We start from the raw sequence: 19,091 nt of genomic DNA, 5'->3' as shown, positions 1-19,091 counted from the left end.
TCAGGCGCCCGTCGCGGGCTGGGGAAGCGCAATGCCTCGTTGCACGGCCGGGCGCAGGGCAATTCGCTCGTACCATGCGCTCAAGTGGCGAAACCGGCTGAAGTCAAAGTCGATGATGCGGGCGATATGCATCCAACCGAAGGTCGCGATATCGGCAATCGAGTATTGCGCACCCGCCAGCCATAGCTGGTTGGACAGATGTTGATCGAGTGTCGCGAACGTCGATTCCGTCAGTTGTCGCATGCGGGCGATGGCGGTGGGGTTCGCAGGTTGATCAAACAGTTCGAAATGCACGCGCTGGCCCAGGATGGGGCCCATGCTTGAAGTATGAAACATGAGCCAGGTAATGGCCGCCCAACGCTCTGAGGGTTCTACAGGCAATAGCCGTGCTGTCTTTTCGGCCAGGTAGAGCAGGATGGCGGCAGACTCGAACAGAGTGATGCCCGTCGCGTGGTCAACCAGTACCGGGATGCGCCCATGGGGGTTGAGCTTTAGAAACTCCGGCTGGCGGTGTTCGCCCTGCTCGATATGAACGTGGTGAAGGCTATAGGGCAGGTCCAGCTCTTCCAGGGCAATGGTGATCTTGAAGCCGTTGGGCGAACTGTCGGTATAGAGCGTCAGGTCAGGGGCGTTCATGGCGGGGCCTTTGGAGAACGACGGGGCAGTCAAAAGGTGAAGGGGCACCCTAGCCGTTGGCGCGCAGAATTTAAAACGATGTTTTATCCATCATGAGGTTAGTTTTTCTAAACCATGGTTCGCGCGAGGGGGGGGCGACAAACGACCCTCTAGAGCAGGAGGTGTTGCCCGTGGCAAACGACCCTGAAAAGTCTGGGTCGATAAATAAGTTGCCTTGACTACCTGCGTTTGCATGGCGGCTGTCGTGCTGACTGACTCTCTGGTTCAGCGCCCACGGCGATCTGCCAAGGTTCGCTAAACCACGTCCTGAGCTTCTTCCATGATCCAGTCCACGAACGCCTTGACCTCTTCTCTGTGCATGGCGTCCTGGCGGGTCACCACGTAGTAGGCAAAGCGCGCAGGCCAGGGTTTGTCCAGGACTTGAACGAGACGGCCGGCGTTGATTTCTTCCAGCGCGTATTCCCGGGGCACCAAGGCCAGCCCTTGACCGGCCTCGGCGGCGCGGATCAGCAGGAAATCATCCTCGAACGCAGTGCCGCGTTCGGCGCGCGGGTCTTTGGCGACATCGTGGGCCGTGAGCCAGAGGGACCAGTCTGCCCGGTCAGAGTCGTGCAACAGCGCAAATTCAAGACAGTCCACGGGGTCTGTGATTTTCGGGCTGGTGGCCATCAGGGCAGGGCTGGCCACCGGCACCATCACGGGCGCCATCAGACGGGTGACCTGCAAACCGGGGTAGATCCCAAGCCCATGGCGCAGTGCCACATCGACGCGATCCCGGCGCATGTCGACCACGGCGGACGTCGCTTCGACCCTGACTTCAATGTGTGGGTGGCGCAGGTTGAAACGGCCAAGGCGCGGTACCAGCCAGGAAGCTGCAAACGTCGCGACTGTACTGACGGTCAAGGTCTGCCGGGACTTGATGCCCTCCAGCGACTGCAACGCCTGCTGCATGTTTTCAATGGCCTGGAGTAACGCAGGGTGAACGCTGGCCCCGGCTTCTGTCAGGCGCAACCCGCTTCGTTCCCGTGTGAACAGCGCCATGCCGACCCGTTCTTCCAGCAGACGAATCTGCTGGCTGACAGCGCCTGAAGTGACACTCAGCGCTTGAGCAGCCGCCTTGATGCTGCCTCGTTGCCCTACTTCGACAAAGGTACGCAGCGCGAGAAGGGGCAGTGACGTGGCCATGGGGTTTAGTTTTCCTGACTGTTGTGGGCACAAATGATCGTTTCCGCTATCCAGGCGTGAGGGCGATGATACAGCGTGTTTAGAGGTTCTAAACAAATTTAGTAAAACTAAATCAACAAGGATGTACCAATGAATAATCCTCGCTGGCGGCTTTGCCTCATTTTGTTATGCACGACTCAATTTGTGGCATTGCTCGACTTTTCTATCACCATGATTCCCTTGCCACAGATTCAGGAAAGCCTGGGGTTCACCCCTGGGGCTTTGCAGTGGGTCATCAATGCCTATGGCGTCGCCATTGCGGGGTTTCTGCTGTTGGGTGGGCGCGCTGCCGACATGTTTGGCCGTCGCCGGGTATTTTTGCTGGGCCTGGTGATCTTCACCCTGGGTTCGTTGCTCGGCGGCTTCTCGCAGAGCCCCGCAATGCTCATCGTGACCCGGGCCATGCAAGGCTTTGGCGCGGCACTCTTTTCACCGGCGGCCTTCTCGTTGCTGCTGGCGCTGTTTCCTGACGAGAAATCGCGCAACCGTGCGTTAGGGGCCTGGACGGCCGTAGCTGCAAGCGGTTTCGTCGCAGGGTTGATTTTGGGTGGCCTGATCACCGACGCGCTGGGCTGGCGCTGGGTGCTCTGGATCAACGTCCCCGTGGGTGTGCTGGTGATTGCCCTTGCAGGGTATTTGCCAGAAGGCAAGCGCGAGGCTTCAATGGCTGCGATGCGCCTGGATATCGGCGGCGCGATTCTGGTCGCAGCGGGTGCTGCAACATTGGTGTTCGCGTTTGCCAACAGCGAGCACGTAGGTCTTGCATCTCCCGTCACATACGGGTTGATTGCTCTGGCCGTGGGGCTGCTCGCGGTATTTGTGTGGGTTGAAAGCCGGGTCGAGTATCCGCTGATGCCCATTCCGATTTTTTGGCGGCGCATGACCGGCGGCGCAAACCTGGTGTCGCTGCTGGCGAATACCGCGTTGGGGCCGACTTTTGTCGTCGTGGCTCTGTATATGCAGGAAATCCTCGGTTTCAGTGCTACTCAGACAGGCCTGGGGCTGTTGCCGATGGCGATAGCCTTCACGCTCTCCAGCGCCTGGGTCGGACCTACCCTGATCGCCAGGGTCGATACCAAACCGGTGATTTTGGGCGGTATGACGCTGTTTATCTGTGGCCTGGCTTTGCTGGGCGTTTCCTTGGCCGTGGATACTTCCTGGGCCGGTTCGATTCTTCCCGGAACCTTGTTGGCGGGCATTGGTTACGGCATCGCATTCCCGGCCTGGACCGTGGCCGGTATCGAGGGCGTCGATGCGGTCGATCATGGTTTGGCGGGCGGCATGCTGACCACGACCCAGGAAGTCGGGTCTGCAGTCGGTCTGGCCGTGGGTGTCGCGGTGAGCATCGCCGTACTGGCGGACGGGGGTAGTGCAGTGCAAGGCTTCAGCTACGCCATCCTGGTGTCTGCCTGCATGGTGGTAGTGGGGTTTGTGTGTGCCGCGCTCATCCTGCCGAACAAGGCTGCGCGGGTAGTTCATTACACGTGAACTGAGCAACGAAGTGCATTCGTGAACCTCTCAAGCCGGTTCACGAAGCACCCCATCAATGCTCCTCTGCGCAGTGCAGCATGGTGACTACTGTTTTTGCAGGTCGCCAGGTTTCCATGCCTTGTCGAAAAAGCTCTTGGTAGGGCCGTAGAGGCGCAGGATCACGAAAAACCCTTTAGTTGTGTCATGAGGATTAGGTATCGAACCGAATCAGCTATTGGTCAAGGCAATCTTGGTAAAACGCTCACAGAAGCATTCTCACTGAATGACTCCGCTTATATAAAACAGCCCCTACATTAAGCTGAGCGTGAGAGCCTTTCTTTGTGGGTACGTAAATCACATTTCCTTGCACCTGTATGGCATACCACCCACTTTGGTTTTAAGTTCTGTGTGCCACTGATTCGGGATAGGAAACCGCCGCGAAACACTAGCGCCGTGAATTATCCAGAGGTCGGACGCCATCATCGAAAACGACGTTCCGTTTTCGAAACGTCGTTCCTTCGATACAGTACGGTTCTCTGATCCTGTCCATGCGGAAATGCCGGAAATCTTCACGTGCAGGATCCCAGGCCACCAGATACCAGAGTGGCGGCAGAATCAGCATCGCTTGCGGCTCAACCACACGTGTGCTGCTTTCACCTTTTGCATCGCGGTAATTGAATCGCAGATGCAGGCGCTGAAGAAAGGCTGCCTCAAATTCCGGAAGCAAGGCAGGGTCCATTGTTCCGATATTGGTTCTGTCCACCTGCGGGGCAAGTTCTCCAATATACAGACAGTCCAGAAAATGCCGCAAATCCCGAATTTTGTCTGACGGCAGTGCCTTTTCAATCTTTGCAAGTCCGGTATCTGCAACGCTTGAGAATGGTAGATTTCCCGCCGCACGCATAGATGCCACGCTGATCAAAAGCGCAAAAACCTCGATCACTGAAAGACGTGGCGCGGTCTGAACTGAACGGGGGTCAAGTTGCAGCCCGCCGCCGCGACCAGGTTCAGAGCGAATGACAAAACCCTGTTCTCGCAACGCATTAATGTCACGTAATAGCGTGCTGCGGGATGCCCCTACCTGGCCTGCGAGCTCGGCAATGGTTGATGATCCGTTGCGGCGGAGGCTGCGTATGATGGCTTCTTGTCGAAGGCGAACATTCATCTTCTTTGGATCAATAATCAAAGGTGTCAGATTTTGACACCTTTACCTCGTAGTTTACGAGTGTCGACGTCAGCTGGATGTCTGGCACGAATCCTCGGAACTACCGGCATCAAGTGCTGCGCCGCTGCCTGATCGCCCATCCAAACCAAAAAGGAAGATAAATGTTTAACTCCAACGGCTTTCCCATGCCCACTTTGATCTCGGTAAACGGTGTTGAATTGGAAGTTTTTGAAGCAGGAAAAGAAAATTTTGGAAACCCGATCGTACTTTGTCACGGCTGGCCGGCGCATGCCTTTTGCTGGCGGCATCAATTGCCAGCGCTTGCGACCGCTGGCTATCACGTCATCGTGCCGAACCAGCGTGGGTATGGCAATTCTGCACGGCCGACTGACGTGACCGCATATGACCTCGCGCATTTGACTGACGACCTTGTCGCGCTGCTTGATCACTTCGGATACGACGATGCCGTCTTTGTCGGCCATGATTGGGGCGCTAATGTTGTCTGGGGTACGGCGCTACTGCATCCAAACCGAGTGAGCAAGCTCATCGCGCTCGCACTTCCCTATCAGGAACGGGGTGACATCCCGTGGGTGGAGTTGATCGAAAGCTTCATGGGGCCTGATAACTACATGGTGCATTTCAATCGGCACCCCGGAGTGGCGGATGCGATCCTGGATCAAAACAGGCAACAGTTCCTTCGAAATCTGTATCGCAAGAACGAACAAACACAAGCACCCGAACTAGGAATGGCAATGATCAACTTGGCTGAGGCCGAGGCTGATACCGGAGAGCCGCTCATGACAGATGCCGAGCTGTCTGTCCTCGACGCCGCGTTTGAGGTCTCTGGCTTCACGAGCAGTATCAACTGGTATCGAAATCTGGACCGCAACTGGCATCTTTTGGCGGACGTTGACCCGATTGTTCATCACCCCGCGCTAATGATCTACGGGGACCGCGATACGATACCAAAGTCCCCAAATCTGAGTGACTTTGTGCCAAACGTCGAGGTTGTCAGCCTGGACACAGGCCACTGGATTCAGGAAGAAAAGCCACAAGAGACAACCAAGACAATTCTGGACTGGTTAAAGCAGACGTCTGCAAGCTGACCTTTAAAAGAGCAATTTTTCAACAGAATCGGCCAGAAGCGGTCATTGCGTGTCTACATAATCAAGACAATTCATCCGGCACTGGCCCTTTGTCGAGCATCATTTGAAAAAACTGTACCAAGCTGGACCGCTGCTCGCCCAACGGTAAGAAAAATTGGCGGTCAACTTCCTCCACAACAAGGACGGCCTCTTGCGCCAATTCTCGCCCGGCATCGGTGACGGAAATTACCTTGGCCCGAGTGTCGGTAGGATGGGCATTCCGCTCGAGCAGACCATTGGCGAGGAGCGTGCGAACCGTCTGAGATGTTGTCATTGGGTCACTGCCGGTCAACTGCGATAGTCGCGTCTGGGTAAGAGGTTCTTGCGAACTGAACCAGGTAACGACTGCCAGCATGACGAACTGAGTGTGCGTCAAACCCAGCGGTTGCAACGCTGCGCGCTGATCTCGCTGCCAGTTATTGGAGATGCGCCAGAGCAAAAATCCAGGGCTGTCAGACGGTCCGCTGTGGACGGTGGGGAGTGGCTTCGACGTCATGGGTTACTCCTCAATGCTGCCAGATCAACGTCCATCGCGCGGGCAATGACGCCAATGTCGTTATCGGTTAGGGGAATCAGACCACGCCTCAAAATAATGCCCCAGTTTCGCGGGACACACAGATCCAAATCCCCTCGCACTGTTTCCAGGGGCACTTCTCTTGCCTGGCCATACTTAACTCGGCGGCGAAACGGTACAAAACCGTTGCCCATGTCGTATTCAAAAACCTCGTCGTCTTGGATCATCCCCAGCGCTGTGAATGCTTTCAGAGGGGCGCCTTGCATCTCCACACTCGGTGAGTAGTAGACGAAAATATCGCCTTTCTTCATTCTGCGTAGCGGCTGAGCCTTGCCATGGCATACCTGCGCAAAACCTCCCTCCACACCTTGCCAAACGTGCGAGCGCGACACAACGCCAAGCCACGCCTGAGTCATTGGCTCACCTGCCGTTCTGCCCGTTCTGCCAGAGCGCGCAATACGTCTGGAAAGTCAGAAGAAACCTGATCACAAACTGCCTGGGCGCCGATTCCGTTTACATCGATCGTGTAAGTGATTGAGCAGTTTCCAGCGGGCAATAAACTCACTTCATGCCTCACGCGCACAGTGATGTCGCCAAGCGTGGTCTCGTCTGTAAACCCGGTAGGTTCAGTGACTTCTACGAGCTGGGACTTAATGACCTCCTGATCCGGCAACACCATCGTCATCCACGTGCCTTTAATGAAGAGACCCTCAAGTACGCACGAATAGACGCCTGCATTCCATTCCTTCCAGCCAGCGACGTCTGTGAAAAACCCCCAAATCGTGGCGGTGGTTGCGCTAGTTTCGTGGCTATACGAAGCACTGGCGTGGTGAGTGTGAGGCATGCTGAACTCCCTTTATGTATGTGCGCATATTGTATGTTCGCATACATAATTGATCAACGCAGTCGTTCAATTAATTAAACGGGGAACAGATTAATTTCCCTGCTCTAACACGTCCGCTTCTGGACCGATTGCGGCCGTCGCTAAGAGCCGCAACCATCCAAAGCCACCCTTCACAATCAACAGGGCACTGACTCTGGAATGCCAATGGCAGTCAGCTTGTTCTAGATTGATGGCGACTCAGACATCTCTACCAGCAGCTGCCCAAATGCATTGGCCGCAGGCGTCTTTCCTGTGGCACTCCAAATCAGTCTGAAGTCAGCATCCAGCAGCGCTGGCAGGCCATGTTGGCCGTCAATAACTACCATGCCGGGCTCTAGATCTCCCAACGGTAGAGCGGTGACGGCAAGCCCCGCCAACACTGCTGCCCGCAGTCCTTGTTGACTTGGGGAGGTAAAGGCGACCCGCCAATCCACAGTGGAATGCTCCAATGCCTCTACGGCCACTTGGCGGTGCAAGCAGGGCGTTGGTGCAAACGCCAGCGGCAAAGGGGAGTCGCCGGTAAAGTCGAAACTCTGCGCTGCGGCCCAGACAAACCGGGTTTCGCGCAGCACGGTACCGCCGGGCGGACTGCCCGGCAATGCCATGACGACGGCCAGATCGAGCCCATCGGCATCGACCAGCGCGCGCAGATCAAGGTAGGTGCCAACGGTTACATCCAGACGTACGGCGGGAAATTGTCTGGCGAACCGAGTCAGTAACGGCGGCAGGCCGTCGCCGATAAAATTTTCAGGCACTCCGAAGCGCACGGTCCCGGATACCGACGACGCTTCGAAACGCCGGGAGAGGGCGTCTTGCGCTCTTAGGACGTGTTCGGCATGGCGCAGGAAATCTTCGCCATCTTCTGTCAGCGTCAAACGTCGGGTGGTGCGCACCAGTAGCGTGGTACCGGCCTGTTCTTCCAAGCGACGGATTTGATGACTGATCGCTGACTGGCTCAAGTGCAGCCGCTCTGCGGCACGAGTGAAACTGCCGGTTTCCTTGATCGCGACAAAAGCACGCAATAGCGCTGGGTCGAAGTCCATTTAGTCAACTCATGACGAATATTAATAAAACTTACGAAATTAAATCATTTCTGTCATTTTTTAATTACTTCCAGAATGCGGCCGGTCACTTGGAGTTATGTCTGGCGAGGCTGACATTCAGAGCGGTCTTGCCGGAGCCCATCAACTTGATCTGGAAGATCACGATGCAGTTCTCTTCTTCGCAAAAAGATGTTTTCACGATAGCCGCCGTTTGCTTGGCCTCGCTGATGTTCGGCCTGGAAATCTCGAGCGTGCCGGCCATTCTGCCCACACTTGAATCGGTTCTGCGCAGCGATTTCAAAGATATGCAGTGGATCATGAATGCCTACACCATCGCCTGCACCACGGTACTGATGGCCACCGGCACACTGGCGGATCGGTATGGGCGCAAGCGAGTGTTTATCATTAGCCTGGTGCTTTTCGGTATGACCTCACTAGGCTGTGGATGGGCGGACAGCGCCAGTGTCTTGATTGCCAGCCGATTCCTGCAAGGCATGGCCGGTGGTGCCATGCTGATCTGCCAGGTGGCCGTTCTGTCTCATCGATTCCAGTCTGGAGTTTCGCGCGGTAAAGCTTTCAGTGCCTGGGGGATCGTGTTCGGCATTGGTTTGGGGTTCGGTCCGATTATCGGCGCCGCTATCGTGGCGTTGTCGAGTTGGGAATGGGTATTCCTGGTGCATGCGCCAATTGCGGTACTCGCGTTGGTACTGGTGATCGTCGGTGTCGATGAATCAAGTGATCCGCAGCGTCGCAGGCTGGATGTGTTGGGCATTATTTCGCTGTCGCTGGCAGTGTTGGGTCTTTCCTGGTTCATCACGCAGGGAGCGGGGGTGGGTTTCTCCAGCGGTTCGTCCATCGCCAGCCTGATAGTGGCAATGGTCAGCTTCATTGTCTTTGTCGTTGCGCAGCGACGCCATGTCGATCCCATGTTCGACTTCTCTGTGTTGCGCATCCGCCGCTTCTCGGGTGCTTTGCTAGGGTCGGCAGGCATGAACTTCAGCTTCTGGCCATTCATGATCTACCTGCCTCTGTACTTTCAAAATAGCCTTGGCTACGCCAGTGTTGGCACCGGTCTGGCACTGCTGGCTTACACACTACCGACGTTGGTTATCCCCCCATTAGGCGAACGGCTGGCGCTGCGCTATCGACCTGACGTGGTGATTCCCGCAGGCTTGTTCACCATCGGCCTAGGGTTCCTGCTGATGAAATGGGGCAGCAGTGTCACGCAGGCCAGCTGGCTGACGATGCTTCCAGGCTGTCTGGTCGCCGGGATCGGCCTGGGACTGACCAACACGCCGGTAACCAATACCACCACCGGATCGGTGCCCAGCGCACGTGCTGGCATGGCATCAGGAATTGATATCAGCGCTCGTATGATCAGTCTTGCAATCAATATTGCATTGATGGGATTCATCTTGGTGGAAGGCATCCTGTCTTCCTTGCGCAGCCAGTTACCTGGCTCGCCCGATGATGTGCAACTGAGGTTGTTGGCGGAGAGTATTTCAGCCGGCAATGCTGCCGTGTTGGCGCAGACTGGCCAGGTAACTACGATTCCGGTCGATGTCGCCAATGCAGCGTTGGCGCATGGGTTTGGCTGGGTAATGCTGTATGGCGGTATTGCAGCATGGGTGCTGGTGGCGGCGAGCTGCTGGGTCTTTCGTTCGAGCAAAGCTGCTCATTCTCATCAGTGACTGTCACTCAAACTGCTCAAGTACACATTCATACATAACAGAGTCAGGTCGAGAAACAACTCGAACACGCGGCGTGCTTGAAGGCCCAGCGCAGGGGCAAATTCACCTCAGACTGAACGCTGAGCGATTGTCAGCAGAATCCCGAAACTCACCAGTAGGCCTCCAAAAAATCGGTCAATCCATTGCCGTGAGGCCACTAGTTTCTCGCGCACTATCCCGGCAGAGAAGCACAACGCGACGAGGCTAAACCACACCGCGTGCGCCCCAGCGATGAACACGCCATATGCAATTTGCACTGTCAGGGAGGTGTCCGGTCGTACTACACCAATGAACAAACTAACGATGAAGATCGATGTTTTCGGATTCAACGCGTTTGTGAGAAATCCCGTGCGTAAAGCTGCCAGATCTGACATAGCGGTTAACGGTGCATCCAGCTCTTCAATAACCGGCCTGGAACGAAGCATTTTGATGCCTAGGTAGACAAGATACGCAGCTCCAGCCAGCTTCAGCGCATTGAACAACCAAGGCGTTTGTTGAAGCACTAAGCCTAGTCCGAGCAAGGTATAGCAGACGTGGACTAGAACCCCAGTACCAATTCCCACAGCTGTGAGGACTCCCGCCCGTCGAGACAGTAGCAATCCATTGCGAGAAACCATGGCGAAATCCGGCCCCGGACTGACGCATGCGAGTATTGTAATGGTGATTACAGCTATCCATTCGTTCATGCCGTACTCTTCGAATTCTTAGTGGTAAAAAGCAATATTTACAGATTATTTGCTCTGGTAATAACGATGATTTCTGAAGAAAATAGTGAGTACAGCTCACTAATCTCTGAAGCTCGCACGCCTTCTCTGCTCGCGCTGCGTTGCTTCGAATCGGCCGGACGGTTCGAAAACTTCGCCCGTGCGGCTGAGGAGTTGCATCTGACGCCAGGTGCCATAAGCCGAGCGGTGCGCTTGCTTGAGGAGGATCTAGGTGTTGACCTGTTCGAGCGGCGTAGCCGAAGGGTTTTTTTAACAGACGCCGGACGACGTTTGGCGAAAGCCGTTAGTGAAGGGCTTGGATTGATGAACCAGGCAGTTCGCGAGATACGTACCGATGCCCGTCGTGCTCGCCAGCTTGTCCTGTCCTGCGAGCCAACGCTGTTAATGCGATGGTTGATCCCTCGTTGGAGCAACTTCCAAACACATCATAGGGGACCAGAAATTCATTTAGTGGCCGGCGGCGGCAGCTTTTCGTTCGACCATGGCATAGATTTGGCCATTCGGCGGGACGATTTTCCTCGCCCCCCCGGCTATCATGTTGAGAGCCTATTCCCAGAAAAGGTCGGCCCTGTATGCAGACCAGAAATGGCAGATCAGTGGTTCAGTAAAAGCAGGAAATGTCTGCGCTCCACGGCCCCACTGCTTCAGACTACTAGCCGACCTATGGCTTGGCAGGAGTGGGCTAGTGCAAAAGGACTGCCCACTCCTTCCATGGAGATGCAATCTTTTGAGCACTTTTATTTCAGCATCCAAGCAGCTGTCGCAGGCCTCGGGGTGGCCATTGGTCCATGGCACTTAGTGCGCGACGATATCCAGAGCGGTGTGTTGGCCGCGCCACTAGGTTTTGTTGAAGACGGCTCACGCTACTGCCTTCTATTTCCCACAGCACCTAAGCCAGGCAGCTTGGAAATGGATTTACTTAATTGGTTGCAGACAGTGGACTGAGGCTAGTGGATTTTCAGTTACATTTTCTGTGAACCAGACCAGTAAGGCGACGAGCCTTCCTAATAAGTAATCCGCCCCCACTCTTGAGCGGCTGGTCAGCGTGCGGATATACCGAGGCCAGCATGTCGTCCTCGATGCAGGTGTACCTACGTTGAAAACCTGCCCTGGCTTGAGTGCGCAGAGCGCTACGACCGGGCACACACCTTCCACTATATGGACTCACCTTACTGGCAGACCGCTGGCTATGGCGTCGACTTCCCGTTTGAAAACTACGAGCGTATGGCTGATTTTATGCGGCGTTACAAAGGGAAGGTGATGCTCAGTATCAACGGCCACCCAGACATTCGGCGGGTGTTTGAAGGGGTTCATTTTGAAGCGACTAAGATCCGGTATACAGCCACAAATCAGCGGCAGGGAAGGGCTGAGGTGACTGGGGAGTTGATTGTTATGAGCTGGGTGCCGAGTGATCTGGGGGGCTTTTTTAGCCAGGATAATTTTTTAAAGGAGAGTCGTTCTGACTTTGTAAGAGTCTCTAATGTCCGTATTTGGCCGATTGTAGTCCTCGCGAAGGACTGCTGTCGGCCAGCAACTGCCACTCGCGGAGAGCAGCGACTGGCCGACTGATTTCGATAACGGACACCGCAAACCGACTCGGCCGCATAATCTGAAGTGCCGTGTACGCCATCGTGTGACAAGGCTGCGGATGTCAATCCGCCTTCAGATAGACCTTAGAACTTGGCCCGCAGCGCCAGGCTGAAGTTGCGAGGCTCGCCGTAGAAGTTCCAGTAGTTGGTGTTGCCGGTGGTCTGGATGTACTTCTTGTCGAAGATGTTATCCAGGTTGTACTGCACTTCCAGGTTCTTGTTGATCTCGTAAATCGCGTGCAGGTTGGTCAGGGCGTAGCCACCTTGCTGGATTTTGTAGGTTTCGCCCACTTCGGTCTGGGTCATCTTGCTTTGAGCAAAGATGCTTGCGCCCACACGCGTTTTATTCAGTACGCCCGGCAGACGGTAGTCCGTAGCGATCTTGAACAAATGGCGAGGAGAGGAGGCCGAGAAGTCATCACCTTTCTGGTCTCCGGAAACGTATTTGGACTGGGTGTACGTGTAGCCACCTGATACGTTCCAGTCCGATGTCAGAGCGCCGTTGATCTCTAGGTCGATCCCCCGGTTGCGGACTTTTTCCGAAGCGCGGTAGCAACCATTCGGGCAAATGATCTCGGCTTCACTGTCGCTGACGGCCTCTGCGCGTCCGGTCTGGTCGGACTGGAACAAGGCAATGGCGGTTGTGAGGCGCTTGTCGAGAAACTCGCCCTTCAAGCCCATTTCATAGTTGGAGCCGGTCATAGGCTTGAGCGTCTTGCCGCTGGCATCGAGGTTGCTCTGCGGTTTGAAAATTTCTGTGTAGCTGGCATATGCCGAGAAGTTTTCATTCAGCTCCTGGACTAGCCCTGCATACGGTGTGATCTCGCCCTTCTTGGTGTATTCACTGCGGATAGGACGCGTCACATTGGTCAGGCTTTGCGATTTAAACCAACTGACCCGACTGCCCAGGATCAATCTGGTCGAGTCGGTAAGGCTGAAGCGGCTTGCCGCATACACGCCAGCCTGTTTCTGGGTCTGGTTGTACTTCCACTTGTTGACATTCAACGCGGTGGGTTTGGGTGGATCGAAGGCGTTCAGGTTGTTGATGTCGAAGATGTAGTTGTAGCTGGTGTCGTTACCGCCGTGATAGTCGAAATCATCAACGCGCACGTTACTCCCGACTACGAAGTCATGCTGTTTGCCCAGGAACTGGAAAGGGCCCGAAAGGTAAGTGTCCACCCCGGTCTGGGTGTCGTCGTAGCGGAAGAGCCGTGGTTGCAGGCGGAAGCTGTTATCCGTCCCGCTCACGCGCTGGGTAAAATTGCCGAGGAAGTCGGACTTTGCCCAGGTCTGGTTAGCGGAGAGCACCAGTTTCCAATCGTTGTCGAAATAGTGCTGGATATCGGCAAAGACCGTGGTGTTGCGCTTGTCCAGATGGTTCCACTTGCCGGTCAGTGACGTGGAGCGCGACAGCGGGTAGAAGCTACCGTCTGCTTGTGTGGGTAAACCTGACCAGTCATAACCGGAGTTGCGGTCCTTCTGGTAGGTGAAACCCAGGGTCGCCATGGTGTTTTCCGCTAGGTCGGCTTCCACGATGCTGTAGAACACTTGGTTTTCTTTTTGCGCCGTGTCCAGGTAGCTGTTGGCGTTGTTATAGGTCAGTACGGTGCGCCCACGGATTGTGCCTTCCTGGTTCAGCGGGGAAGACAGATCGACCATGGTCTTGTAGTCATCCCATGAGCCTGCGGACGTCTCGATCAGGGCCTGGGGCGCCGCCGTTGGACGTTTGCGCACGAGGTTGATCGCCGCTGATGGATTGCCGGCGCCCTCCATCAAACCGGTTGCACCACGAACGATCTCCACTCGGTCATAAATGTCGGTGGTGGGTTTGGAAATGGCATCCATGGAATAGGCGTTGCTGACGTTAGTCGGGATACCGTCGATTTGCAGGGTATCGACCAATTGGCCCCTCGCCTGATAAAGCGAGCGTTCAGCGCCGTTCTTGACAATGGTGATGCCGGTAGCGTTCTGCATCACATCGTCCAGGTTCTTCATAGCCTGATCGTCCATGCGCTGACGTGTTACCACAGTCACCGACTGCGGGGTTTCACGCAGGGTCAGCGGGAGTTTGGTCGAAGTATTGGTCGTGCCTGTGGTGTACGAACCGGAGTTTTCGGTGGTCTCGCCCAAACCGTGCCCCTTGATCGTGGTGGCGCCCAACTTGAGTGCGGCGTCTTCGCTCGGCGGGGCGATCAGGTAACTGCCATCAGCATCCTTTTGCACCTGCAGACCGCTGCGACCAGTCAGTTGTTCCAGCGCTTGCTCGACGGTCAACCGGTTATGCAGCGCCGGGGCTTGGCGGCCCTCGGCGATATCGGTAGCGAACAGCACGCGGCTGCCGGTCTGTTGCGCCAGAGCGATGAGGGATTTATCCAATGCTTGAGCAGGAATATCCAGGCGATAAGTTGCCAATTGTGCGTTGGCGGCGCCTGCCAGTAACAAACTGGATGCCAGTAGCCCCAAGCCCTGTGTCATGCGTTGCGATAGCCGGTTATTGCCCATTGTTTTCCCCATTTGAACAAGTGCTTAAAAATGTTCTCTATGGGCAATGGCGTATGACGCACGAACAACCTTGAGGTTGTATTGAAAATAATTCTCGCCTGTTAGCGAGTTTTATTTAGCAGGACACTGCCATCACTGCCGCGTTGCAGGCTGACCGGAAGAATTCTGGGCAGCATATTGATCAGCGCTTCGACGTCTTCGCTATCGAACTCCCCCGACAGGCGAAGCGCCCCCGTGCGCCCATCGGCGACCCTTATGCTTGCTTGACGGTAATGCTGCAGATCGCCAATCACATCACTCAACAGCGCGCCGTCGAAGCGCAATTTGCCGTGCTGCCAGGCAGTCAAGGAATCGGTGTTTGCAGGTTCGATACCACCGACTCGCTCAGCGGTGGCGCGTAACTGCTCCCCCACCTGTAACAGACGGGGTGCCGTGTGCTCGTTGCTGACCTCGACACTGCCCTCTATCACGCCCACATCCACGCCTCGGGAGTCGCTGCGCAAATTGAACACTGTGCCAATGTCCCGCACCTGCACACCCTGGCTGCGCACAATAAACGGCGTGTCAACATGCACCACCGTAAACATGGCTTCGCCACCCACCAACTCCACTTGCCGACTGCGCAGGCGTTTCTCGATGCGCAGGTGACTGCCTGAGTTGAGCACCACCAGGCTGCCGTCCTCCAGGCGGATTTGCTGGCGCTGACCGATGGCGACCTGCACATCCTCACTGCGCCAGGCCGGGTCCAGCTGCCACAACCCGCCCGCCAGCAGCACGGCCAACAGCCCGGCGCAGGCGGCTTTTTGTTTATTGCGGCGGTGTTTGGTCAGCGCCTTGCCTTCGGCCAATAGAGCGCTCTTGGACGGTACGCGCTCACGCAAGGCCTCGGCGAAAGGTTGCATAGGATCGCTCGATGTATCGTTTTTGGTGGCGCGGGGTGGCGGGCGATTCATGGTTTTTTCCGAAAGCAGGACTGGCAAGCGCGGTGCGCAGGCTCCCATTGTTGGGCGATGGTTTTCATTGCGCGACCAAAATGTTGAGTCACCATGTTCACCGAGATATCCAACTCTTCGGCGATCTCCCGTTGCGGCATTTCATGGATGCGATGCAACAGAAATACCTGACGTTGGCGCATGGGCAACGCCTGGATGATGTCCAGCAACGCCGTCAGTTGCTGCTCGAAATTCAAGGCCTTCTCACCGTCCCAAACATCCACACTCTGGTGCTCAGGCACGAATCCATTCATGTGCGCCTGACGCGTACGCTCTGCGCGAACCCGGTCGACGGCACGATTGAACGCCGCCCTGCGCAGATACGCCAGCGGCGTCGCGACATGCTCCTTGGGGGGCTTCTCCAGCATTTGAATGCACAGGTCATGCATCAGGTCACGGCTAAAGTCCCGGCCGTTGAAACGACGCCTGATGTACTCGACCAAATCATCGTAATGAAGAGCCAGAGCGCTCATGATCGAATGGTCTGAAGGAGAATTGGACATTGCACAATGCTGGCGCTGATGAGAATGAGACGCATAATAAACACTAAGAAGAGGGTTAGCGATAGGTAACACTTAAAGCAGGGCCTTACTCAGTGGTTCCTTGTGTCTTCTAAGCAACACATCCGGTGCCCTGCAGCCGGGCCAGGTAACCCACTCTTCTTTTCTTCAATAGCTGTCAGTTGCAACGCTCAGAGCTTCGCGCAATACCAGCTCCAGGATGTCAAAGAAACATTTGATGTGCGCCTGTTTCAACGCCTGAGGCCGAGTGACCAGATAGACCTCCATATCCGGAAGCTCGAGATCCACGAATAACTTGTTCAGACCCTGCGCCAGAATACGGGGCAGTACCGCCACGCCCATACCTTGCCTCACCGACTCCAGTTGTACGGCGAACGAGTTCACGCTGATGTGTCCAAGGTCCAGACCCGCAACCTTTCACGGAGGACTGTTATCGGCCAAAAGCAGACACAAAAGCTTTATCACCTATCCACTGAATAGCTGGTCGTGCATAGACATCATCACCCCGTGGGATCAGCACTAACGTGGCCTACGAAACCGAACCGGTCCTGACACCTGCGCACGACCCTACCTCACCTGCGCCTCCTCCAACAGCCAATGCGCAAATGCCTGGATGGGCGCGCGGCTCAGCTCAAGGGGTTCGGGTAACACGAGGCAAAAGGTCTTGGCGACATTCTTTTCCTGCGGCCATGGCGCAACCAGCCGGCCTTGCGCCAGTTCCGCTTCCACGTACAGGCGCGGTACGAGTGCCACGCCGAGACCAGCCAGTGCGGCCTCGATCAACATCGCATGCAAATCGTAGCGCGCGCCCATCGCTGCGTTGCTCAGGACAATCCCGGTTTCCTGTGCATAGCGCTGCCAGGCATCCGGGTTCTGCCGTCGGTGTAATCGTGGCAGTGAATCCAGGTCCGTTGCCTGCTTGACCGGGTTCAGAAGGGCAGGATGACAAACCGGAATTAACACTTCGTTCAACAGGCGGTGCGTGTGCATGCCTGTCCAGGCTGGGTGCTGAAAATGGATGGCGGCATCAAAGCCGCTACCGGCAAGCACGAACGGTTCCATGCGTTCCGAGAGGTGTACGCAGATATTCGGGTGTTGCTGGCTAAAGCCAGGCAACCGAGGGATTAGCCAGCGCAGGGCAAAGGTTGGACTGACGGCGATATCCAGGCTTGCGCCGTCGCTGGGTTGGCCCATCAAATACTGGCTGTCCCTGTCGAGGCGGTCGAGTAGTTCGCGCACTTGCGCCGCGTAGCGCTCACCGTTAGGCAAGAGCCGCACGCGGTTGCCAACGCGCTCAAACAGGGTGACACCCAGAAAGGCTTCCAGGCGACCTATCTGCCGACTGATGGCGCCTTCGGTCAAGGCTAATTCGTCGGCAGCACGGGCAAAACTGCCATGCCGGGCTGCTGTTTCAAAGGCAATCAGGGCTGCATTAGTAGGGAGTTTTCGACGCATGGTCTTTCCTGAAGTCAAGGCAGCCATCTTGATGTTTGATCACTGAACAGTGCCGAAAAGTCGTTTTCTCAATCGTTACCGTGCCATTAGCATGATGAAACATCAATCAATGAAGTGACTTTTATGATTTACACAGTCGAATGCAATTACGCTGAACCCGCCAGTGAAGCCGAGTGGAATGAGTTTTACAGTCTGGAAAAACTGCCCGCGCTGATCTCGGTCAGCGGGTTTAGCACCTCACAACGCTTCAGGGCCTTGAGAGGCGATTGCCCGGCCTACTTGGCCCTGCATTCAGTCGACACACTTGCCGTATTGCAAAGCGACGAGTACCGCAAAAAAGGGGGCGGCAACTTTTCCCGCTGGCAGTCGCACATCACTGATTGGAGGCGCAACCTCTATGCCGGGGTGGACCGGGCAATTGCCGTGGGCGCGGACGAATACCTTTTGGTCAGTGAGCAAGGGCCGCAAGCACTGATTGGGTTAGGCCTTACACCGCGAGCGCTGCACGCCGTTGCTTTGGACAAGACACCTGTACAGCGTTGGCTTGCCAAACTGGATTGCACTCAGGCCAGAGCCTGCGATCTGCAGGGGTTGAATGTATATCGCTCCATGACCGTGCAGTTACAGTCATGAGTAACGTGGACGTACATCGCTGGAGACTCCCCAGCCAGCAAGTCGGCGAGTTTTCAATCACCGCCATCAGCGACGGCTACTTGGGGGCGAGCCTGGATTTTCTCGCCAACATCGCGCCAACGGAGGCGGTCCGGCTACAGCTAGCCGCCGGAATCAGCGAGCCAGCGTCGATTCATATCAATTGCTATCTTGTACGTGGGCGTGGCCGAACGATTCTGATCGACGCTGGCGCCGGCGGATTCAATCAATGGGGCGGCGAGTTGCTGACCAATCTTGCATTGGCTGGCGTGCAACCCGACGAAATAGACACGATTCTGCTGACCCACGCGCACCCCGACCACATCGGTGGCTTGTTGAACGCATCGGGAGAAATGGCCTTCGCCAATGCTGAGTTGGTTGTGGACCCGCGAGAGCTAGCGTTCTGGGAGGACGATAGCCACCTTGGCCAGGCCAGTGAACGAGCGCGTGGCAATTTTCTATTGGCACGAAGAGTGTTCGAGCGATACCGGCAAAATCTGCGTCCGCTCACGACTAATGATGTACTGCCTGGCATCAGCGCGATGCCATTGCCTGGGCATACCGTCGGGCATTGCGGTTACCGCTTCGAATCCGCGGCGGGCAGCCTGCTGGTGTGGGGCGATATCGTTCATTTTCCTCAAATTCAAATTGCGCGCCCTGATGTCACGATTGCCTTCGACCTGGACCCGCTGCTATCAGCGGCCACGCGAACGAGGCTGCTGGATGTTGCCAGTTCAGACAACTTAATGATCGCGGGCATGCACTTGGGCGCGCTCGGCTTTGCTCATATCAAGCGCTCCGGTAACACCTACACCATTGCTTACGAAGCTTGAGTCAAGTACGGGC

General features: G+C 55.9%; 18 protein-coding genes and 2 pseudogenes. 7 read left to right on the top strand and 13 right to left on the bottom strand.

Annotated elements, in window-relative coordinates:
* Both N7D90_RS12810 and N7D90_RS12805 read right to left on the bottom strand, forming a co-directional pair.
* Complete coding sequence (locus N7D90_RS12810) at positions 1–636, bottom strand: glutathione S-transferase family protein (protein ID WP_261738363.1); 636 nt, start codon at positions 634–636, stop codon at positions 1–3.
* 294 nt (positions 637–930) lie between these two features.
* Positions 931–1,821: a LysR substrate-binding domain-containing protein gene (locus N7D90_RS12805; protein WP_261738362.1), complete on the bottom strand. Its 891-nt coding sequence runs from the start codon at positions 1,819–1,821 to the stop codon at positions 931–933.
* Positions 1,822–1,950: 129 nt separating this feature from the next.
* Here N7D90_RS12805 and N7D90_RS12800 point away from each other — a divergent pair, with 129 nt between their 5' ends.
* On the top strand, positions 1,951–3,348 hold the full coding sequence (locus tag N7D90_RS12800) for an MFS transporter (protein WP_261738361.1): 1,398 nt from the start codon (positions 1,951–1,953) through the stop codon (positions 3,346–3,348).
* A gap of 427 nt (positions 3,349–3,775) precedes the next feature.
* Here the strand turns inward: N7D90_RS12800 and N7D90_RS12795 are convergent, their stop codons facing one another.
* Positions 3,776–4,516 (bottom strand): helix-turn-helix transcriptional regulator, encoded by a 741-nt coding sequence (locus tag N7D90_RS12795; RefSeq protein WP_261738360.1) that lies wholly within the window; start codon positions 4,514–4,516, stop codon positions 3,776–3,778.
* A gap of 140 nt (positions 4,517–4,656) precedes the next feature.
* Here N7D90_RS12795 and N7D90_RS12790 point away from each other — a divergent pair, with 140 nt between their 5' ends.
* On the top strand, positions 4,657–5,601 hold the full coding sequence (locus tag N7D90_RS12790; RefSeq protein WP_261738359.1) for an alpha/beta fold hydrolase: 945 nt from the start codon (positions 4,657–4,659) through the stop codon (positions 5,599–5,601).
* A gap of 61 nt (positions 5,602–5,662) precedes the next feature.
* On the opposite strand, the gene N7D90_RS12785 is transcribed toward N7D90_RS12790, so the two are convergent.
* The 4 genes from N7D90_RS12785 to N7D90_RS12770 all read right to left on the bottom strand — a co-directional run bounded on the left by N7D90_RS12785 (position 5,663) and on the right by N7D90_RS12770 (position 8,080).
* Positions 5,663–6,136, bottom strand: coding sequence for a MarR family winged helix-turn-helix transcriptional regulator (locus N7D90_RS12785; RefSeq protein WP_261738358.1), 474 nt, complete (start codon positions 6,134–6,136; stop codon positions 5,663–5,665).
* The gene (locus N7D90_RS12780) at positions 6,133–6,570 is read right to left on the bottom strand and encodes an EVE domain-containing protein (protein ID WP_261738357.1); all 438 of its coding nucleotides are present in this window, start codon (positions 6,568–6,570) and stop codon (positions 6,133–6,135) included. Before N7D90_RS12780 ends, N7D90_RS12785 begins: the two co-directional genes overlap by 4 nt.
* Positions 6,567–6,998 carry an SRPBCC family protein gene (locus tag N7D90_RS12775; protein WP_261738356.1) on the bottom strand — a complete coding sequence of 144 codons (432 nt, stop codon included), beginning with the start codon at positions 6,996–6,998 and terminating at the stop codon, positions 6,567–6,569. The genes N7D90_RS12780 and N7D90_RS12775 overlap by 4 nt, the downstream gene beginning before the upstream one ends.
* Positions 6,999–7,219: 221 nt before the next feature.
* The gene (locus N7D90_RS12770; protein WP_261738355.1) at positions 7,220–8,080 is read right to left on the bottom strand and encodes a LysR family transcriptional regulator; all 861 of its coding nucleotides are present in this window, start codon (positions 8,078–8,080) and stop codon (positions 7,220–7,222) included.
* A gap of 164 nt (positions 8,081–8,244) precedes the next feature.
* Between N7D90_RS12770 and N7D90_RS12765 the strand changes: the two genes are divergently transcribed.
* Complete coding sequence (locus N7D90_RS12765; RefSeq protein ID WP_261742435.1) at positions 8,245–9,771, top strand: MFS transporter; 1,527 nt, start codon at positions 8,245–8,247, stop codon at positions 9,769–9,771.
* 107 nt (positions 9,772–9,878) lie between these two features.
* Here the strand turns inward: N7D90_RS12765 and N7D90_RS12760 are convergent, their stop codons facing one another.
* Positions 9,879–10,496, bottom strand: a complete 618-nt coding sequence (locus N7D90_RS12760) for a LysE family translocator (RefSeq protein WP_261738354.1) — start codon at positions 10,494–10,496, stop codon at positions 9,879–9,881.
* Between the two features lie 66 nt (positions 10,497–10,562).
* Here N7D90_RS12760 and N7D90_RS12755 point away from each other — a divergent pair, with 66 nt between their 5' ends.
* Both N7D90_RS12755 and N7D90_RS12750 read left to right on the top strand, forming a co-directional pair.
* Positions 10,563–11,480 carry a LysR family transcriptional regulator gene (locus N7D90_RS12755; RefSeq protein ID WP_261738353.1) on the top strand — a complete coding sequence of 306 codons (918 nt, stop codon included), beginning with the start codon at positions 10,563–10,565 and terminating at the stop codon, positions 11,478–11,480.
* A gap of 144 nt (positions 11,481–11,624) precedes the next feature.
* Positions 11,625–11,963: pseudogene (locus tag N7D90_RS12750) on the top strand (DNA adenine methylase); the annotation flags it as partial.
* A 245-nt stretch (positions 11,964–12,208) separates the two neighbouring features.
* Here the strand turns inward: N7D90_RS12750 and N7D90_RS12745 are convergent.
* The 5 genes and pseudogenes from N7D90_RS12745 to N7D90_RS12725 form a co-directional block, all read right to left on the bottom strand.
* Positions 12,209–14,626 carry a TonB-dependent siderophore receptor gene (locus N7D90_RS12745; RefSeq protein WP_261738352.1) on the bottom strand — a complete coding sequence of 806 codons (2,418 nt, stop codon included), beginning with the start codon at positions 14,624–14,626 and terminating at the stop codon, positions 12,209–12,211.
* Between the two features lie 101 nt (positions 14,627–14,727).
* Entirely contained in the window at positions 14,728–15,528 is an 801-nt protein-coding gene (locus tag N7D90_RS12740) for a FecR family protein (protein WP_261738351.1), read from the bottom strand.
* 47 nt (positions 15,529–15,575) lie between these two features.
* Positions 15,576–16,121 carry an RNA polymerase sigma factor gene (locus N7D90_RS12735; RefSeq protein WP_261738350.1) on the bottom strand — a complete coding sequence of 182 codons (546 nt, stop codon included), beginning with the start codon at positions 16,119–16,121 and terminating at the stop codon, positions 15,576–15,578.
* Positions 16,122–16,286: 165 nt separating this feature from the next.
* Positions 16,287–16,556 (bottom strand): annotated as a pseudogene (locus tag N7D90_RS12730) (LysR substrate-binding domain-containing protein); the annotation flags it as partial.
* Between the two features lie 150 nt (positions 16,557–16,706).
* The gene (locus tag N7D90_RS12725; RefSeq protein ID WP_261738349.1) at positions 16,707–17,594 is read right to left on the bottom strand and encodes a LysR substrate-binding domain-containing protein; all 888 of its coding nucleotides are present in this window, start codon (positions 17,592–17,594) and stop codon (positions 16,707–16,709) included.
* Between the two features lie 123 nt (positions 17,595–17,717).
* Between N7D90_RS12725 and N7D90_RS12720 the strand changes: the two genes are divergently transcribed.
* Positions 17,718–18,227, top strand: coding sequence for a sugar ABC transporter (locus N7D90_RS12720; RefSeq protein WP_261738348.1), 510 nt, complete (start codon positions 17,718–17,720; stop codon positions 18,225–18,227).
* Positions 18,228–18,232: 5 nt separating this feature from the next.
* The gene (locus N7D90_RS12715; protein WP_410011770.1) at positions 18,233–19,078 is read left to right on the top strand and encodes an MBL fold metallo-hydrolase; all 846 of its coding nucleotides are present in this window, start codon (positions 18,233–18,235) and stop codon (positions 19,076–19,078) included.
* The last annotated feature ends 13 nt before the right edge of the window (positions 19,079–19,091 follow it).

The sequence above is a fragment of the Pseudomonas fragi genome (assembly GCF_025426255.1).
Lineage (GTDB): Bacteria > Pseudomonadota > Gammaproteobacteria > Pseudomonadales > Pseudomonadaceae > Aquipseudomonas > Aquipseudomonas kulmbachensis.
This window is presented reverse-complemented; position numbering and strand designations above follow the sequence as displayed.

Excerpts from the sequence above, each read along its gene's own strand:
- N7D90_RS12810 (WP_261738363.1), bottom strand. The coding sequence starts at position 636 with ATGAACGCCCCTGACCTGACGCTCTATACCGACAGTTCGCCCAACGGC.
- N7D90_RS12805 (WP_261738362.1), bottom strand. The coding sequence starts at position 1,821 with ATGGCCACGTCACTGCCCCTTCTCGCGCTGCGTACCTTTGTCGAAGTA.
- N7D90_RS12800 (WP_261738361.1), top strand. The coding sequence starts at position 1,951 with ATGAATAATCCTCGCTGGCGGCTTTGCCTCATTTTGTTATGCACGACT.
- N7D90_RS12790 (WP_261738359.1), top strand. The coding sequence starts at position 4,657 with ATGTTTAACTCCAACGGCTTTCCCATGCCCACTTTGATCTCGGTAAAC.
- N7D90_RS12785 (WP_261738358.1), bottom strand. The coding sequence starts at position 6,136 with ATGACGTCGAAGCCACTCCCCACCGTCCACAGCGGACCGTCTGACAGC.
- N7D90_RS12780 (WP_261738357.1), bottom strand. The coding sequence starts at position 6,570 with ATGACTCAGGCGTGGCTTGGCGTTGTGTCGCGCTCGCACGTTTGGCAA.
- N7D90_RS12775 (WP_261738356.1), bottom strand. The coding sequence starts at position 6,998 with ATGCCTCACACTCACCACGCCAGTGCTTCGTATAGCCACGAAACTAGC.
- N7D90_RS12770 (WP_261738355.1), bottom strand. The coding sequence starts at position 8,080 with ATGGACTTCGACCCAGCGCTATTGCGTGCTTTTGTCGCGATCAAGGAA.
- N7D90_RS12765 (WP_261742435.1), top strand. The coding sequence starts at position 8,245 with ATGCAGTTCTCTTCTTCGCAAAAAGATGTTTTCACGATAGCCGCCGTT.
- N7D90_RS12760 (WP_261738354.1), bottom strand. The coding sequence starts at position 10,496 with ATGAACGAATGGATAGCTGTAATCACCATTACAATACTCGCATGCGTC.
- N7D90_RS12755 (WP_261738353.1), top strand. The coding sequence starts at position 10,563 with ATGATTTCTGAAGAAAATAGTGAGTACAGCTCACTAATCTCTGAAGCT.
- N7D90_RS12745 (WP_261738352.1), bottom strand. The coding sequence starts at position 14,626 with ATGGGCAATAACCGGCTATCGCAACGCATGACACAGGGCTTGGGGCTA.
- N7D90_RS12740 (WP_261738351.1), bottom strand. The coding sequence starts at position 15,528 with ATGCAACCTTTCGCCGAGGCCTTGCGTGAGCGCGTACCGTCCAAGAGC.
- N7D90_RS12735 (WP_261738350.1), bottom strand. The coding sequence starts at position 16,121 with ATGTCCAATTCTCCTTCAGACCATTCGATCATGAGCGCTCTGGCTCTT.
- N7D90_RS12725 (WP_261738349.1), bottom strand. The coding sequence starts at position 17,594 with ATGCGTCGAAAACTCCCTACTAATGCAGCCCTGATTGCCTTTGAAACA.
- N7D90_RS12720 (WP_261738348.1), top strand. The coding sequence starts at position 17,718 with ATGATTTACACAGTCGAATGCAATTACGCTGAACCCGCCAGTGAAGCC.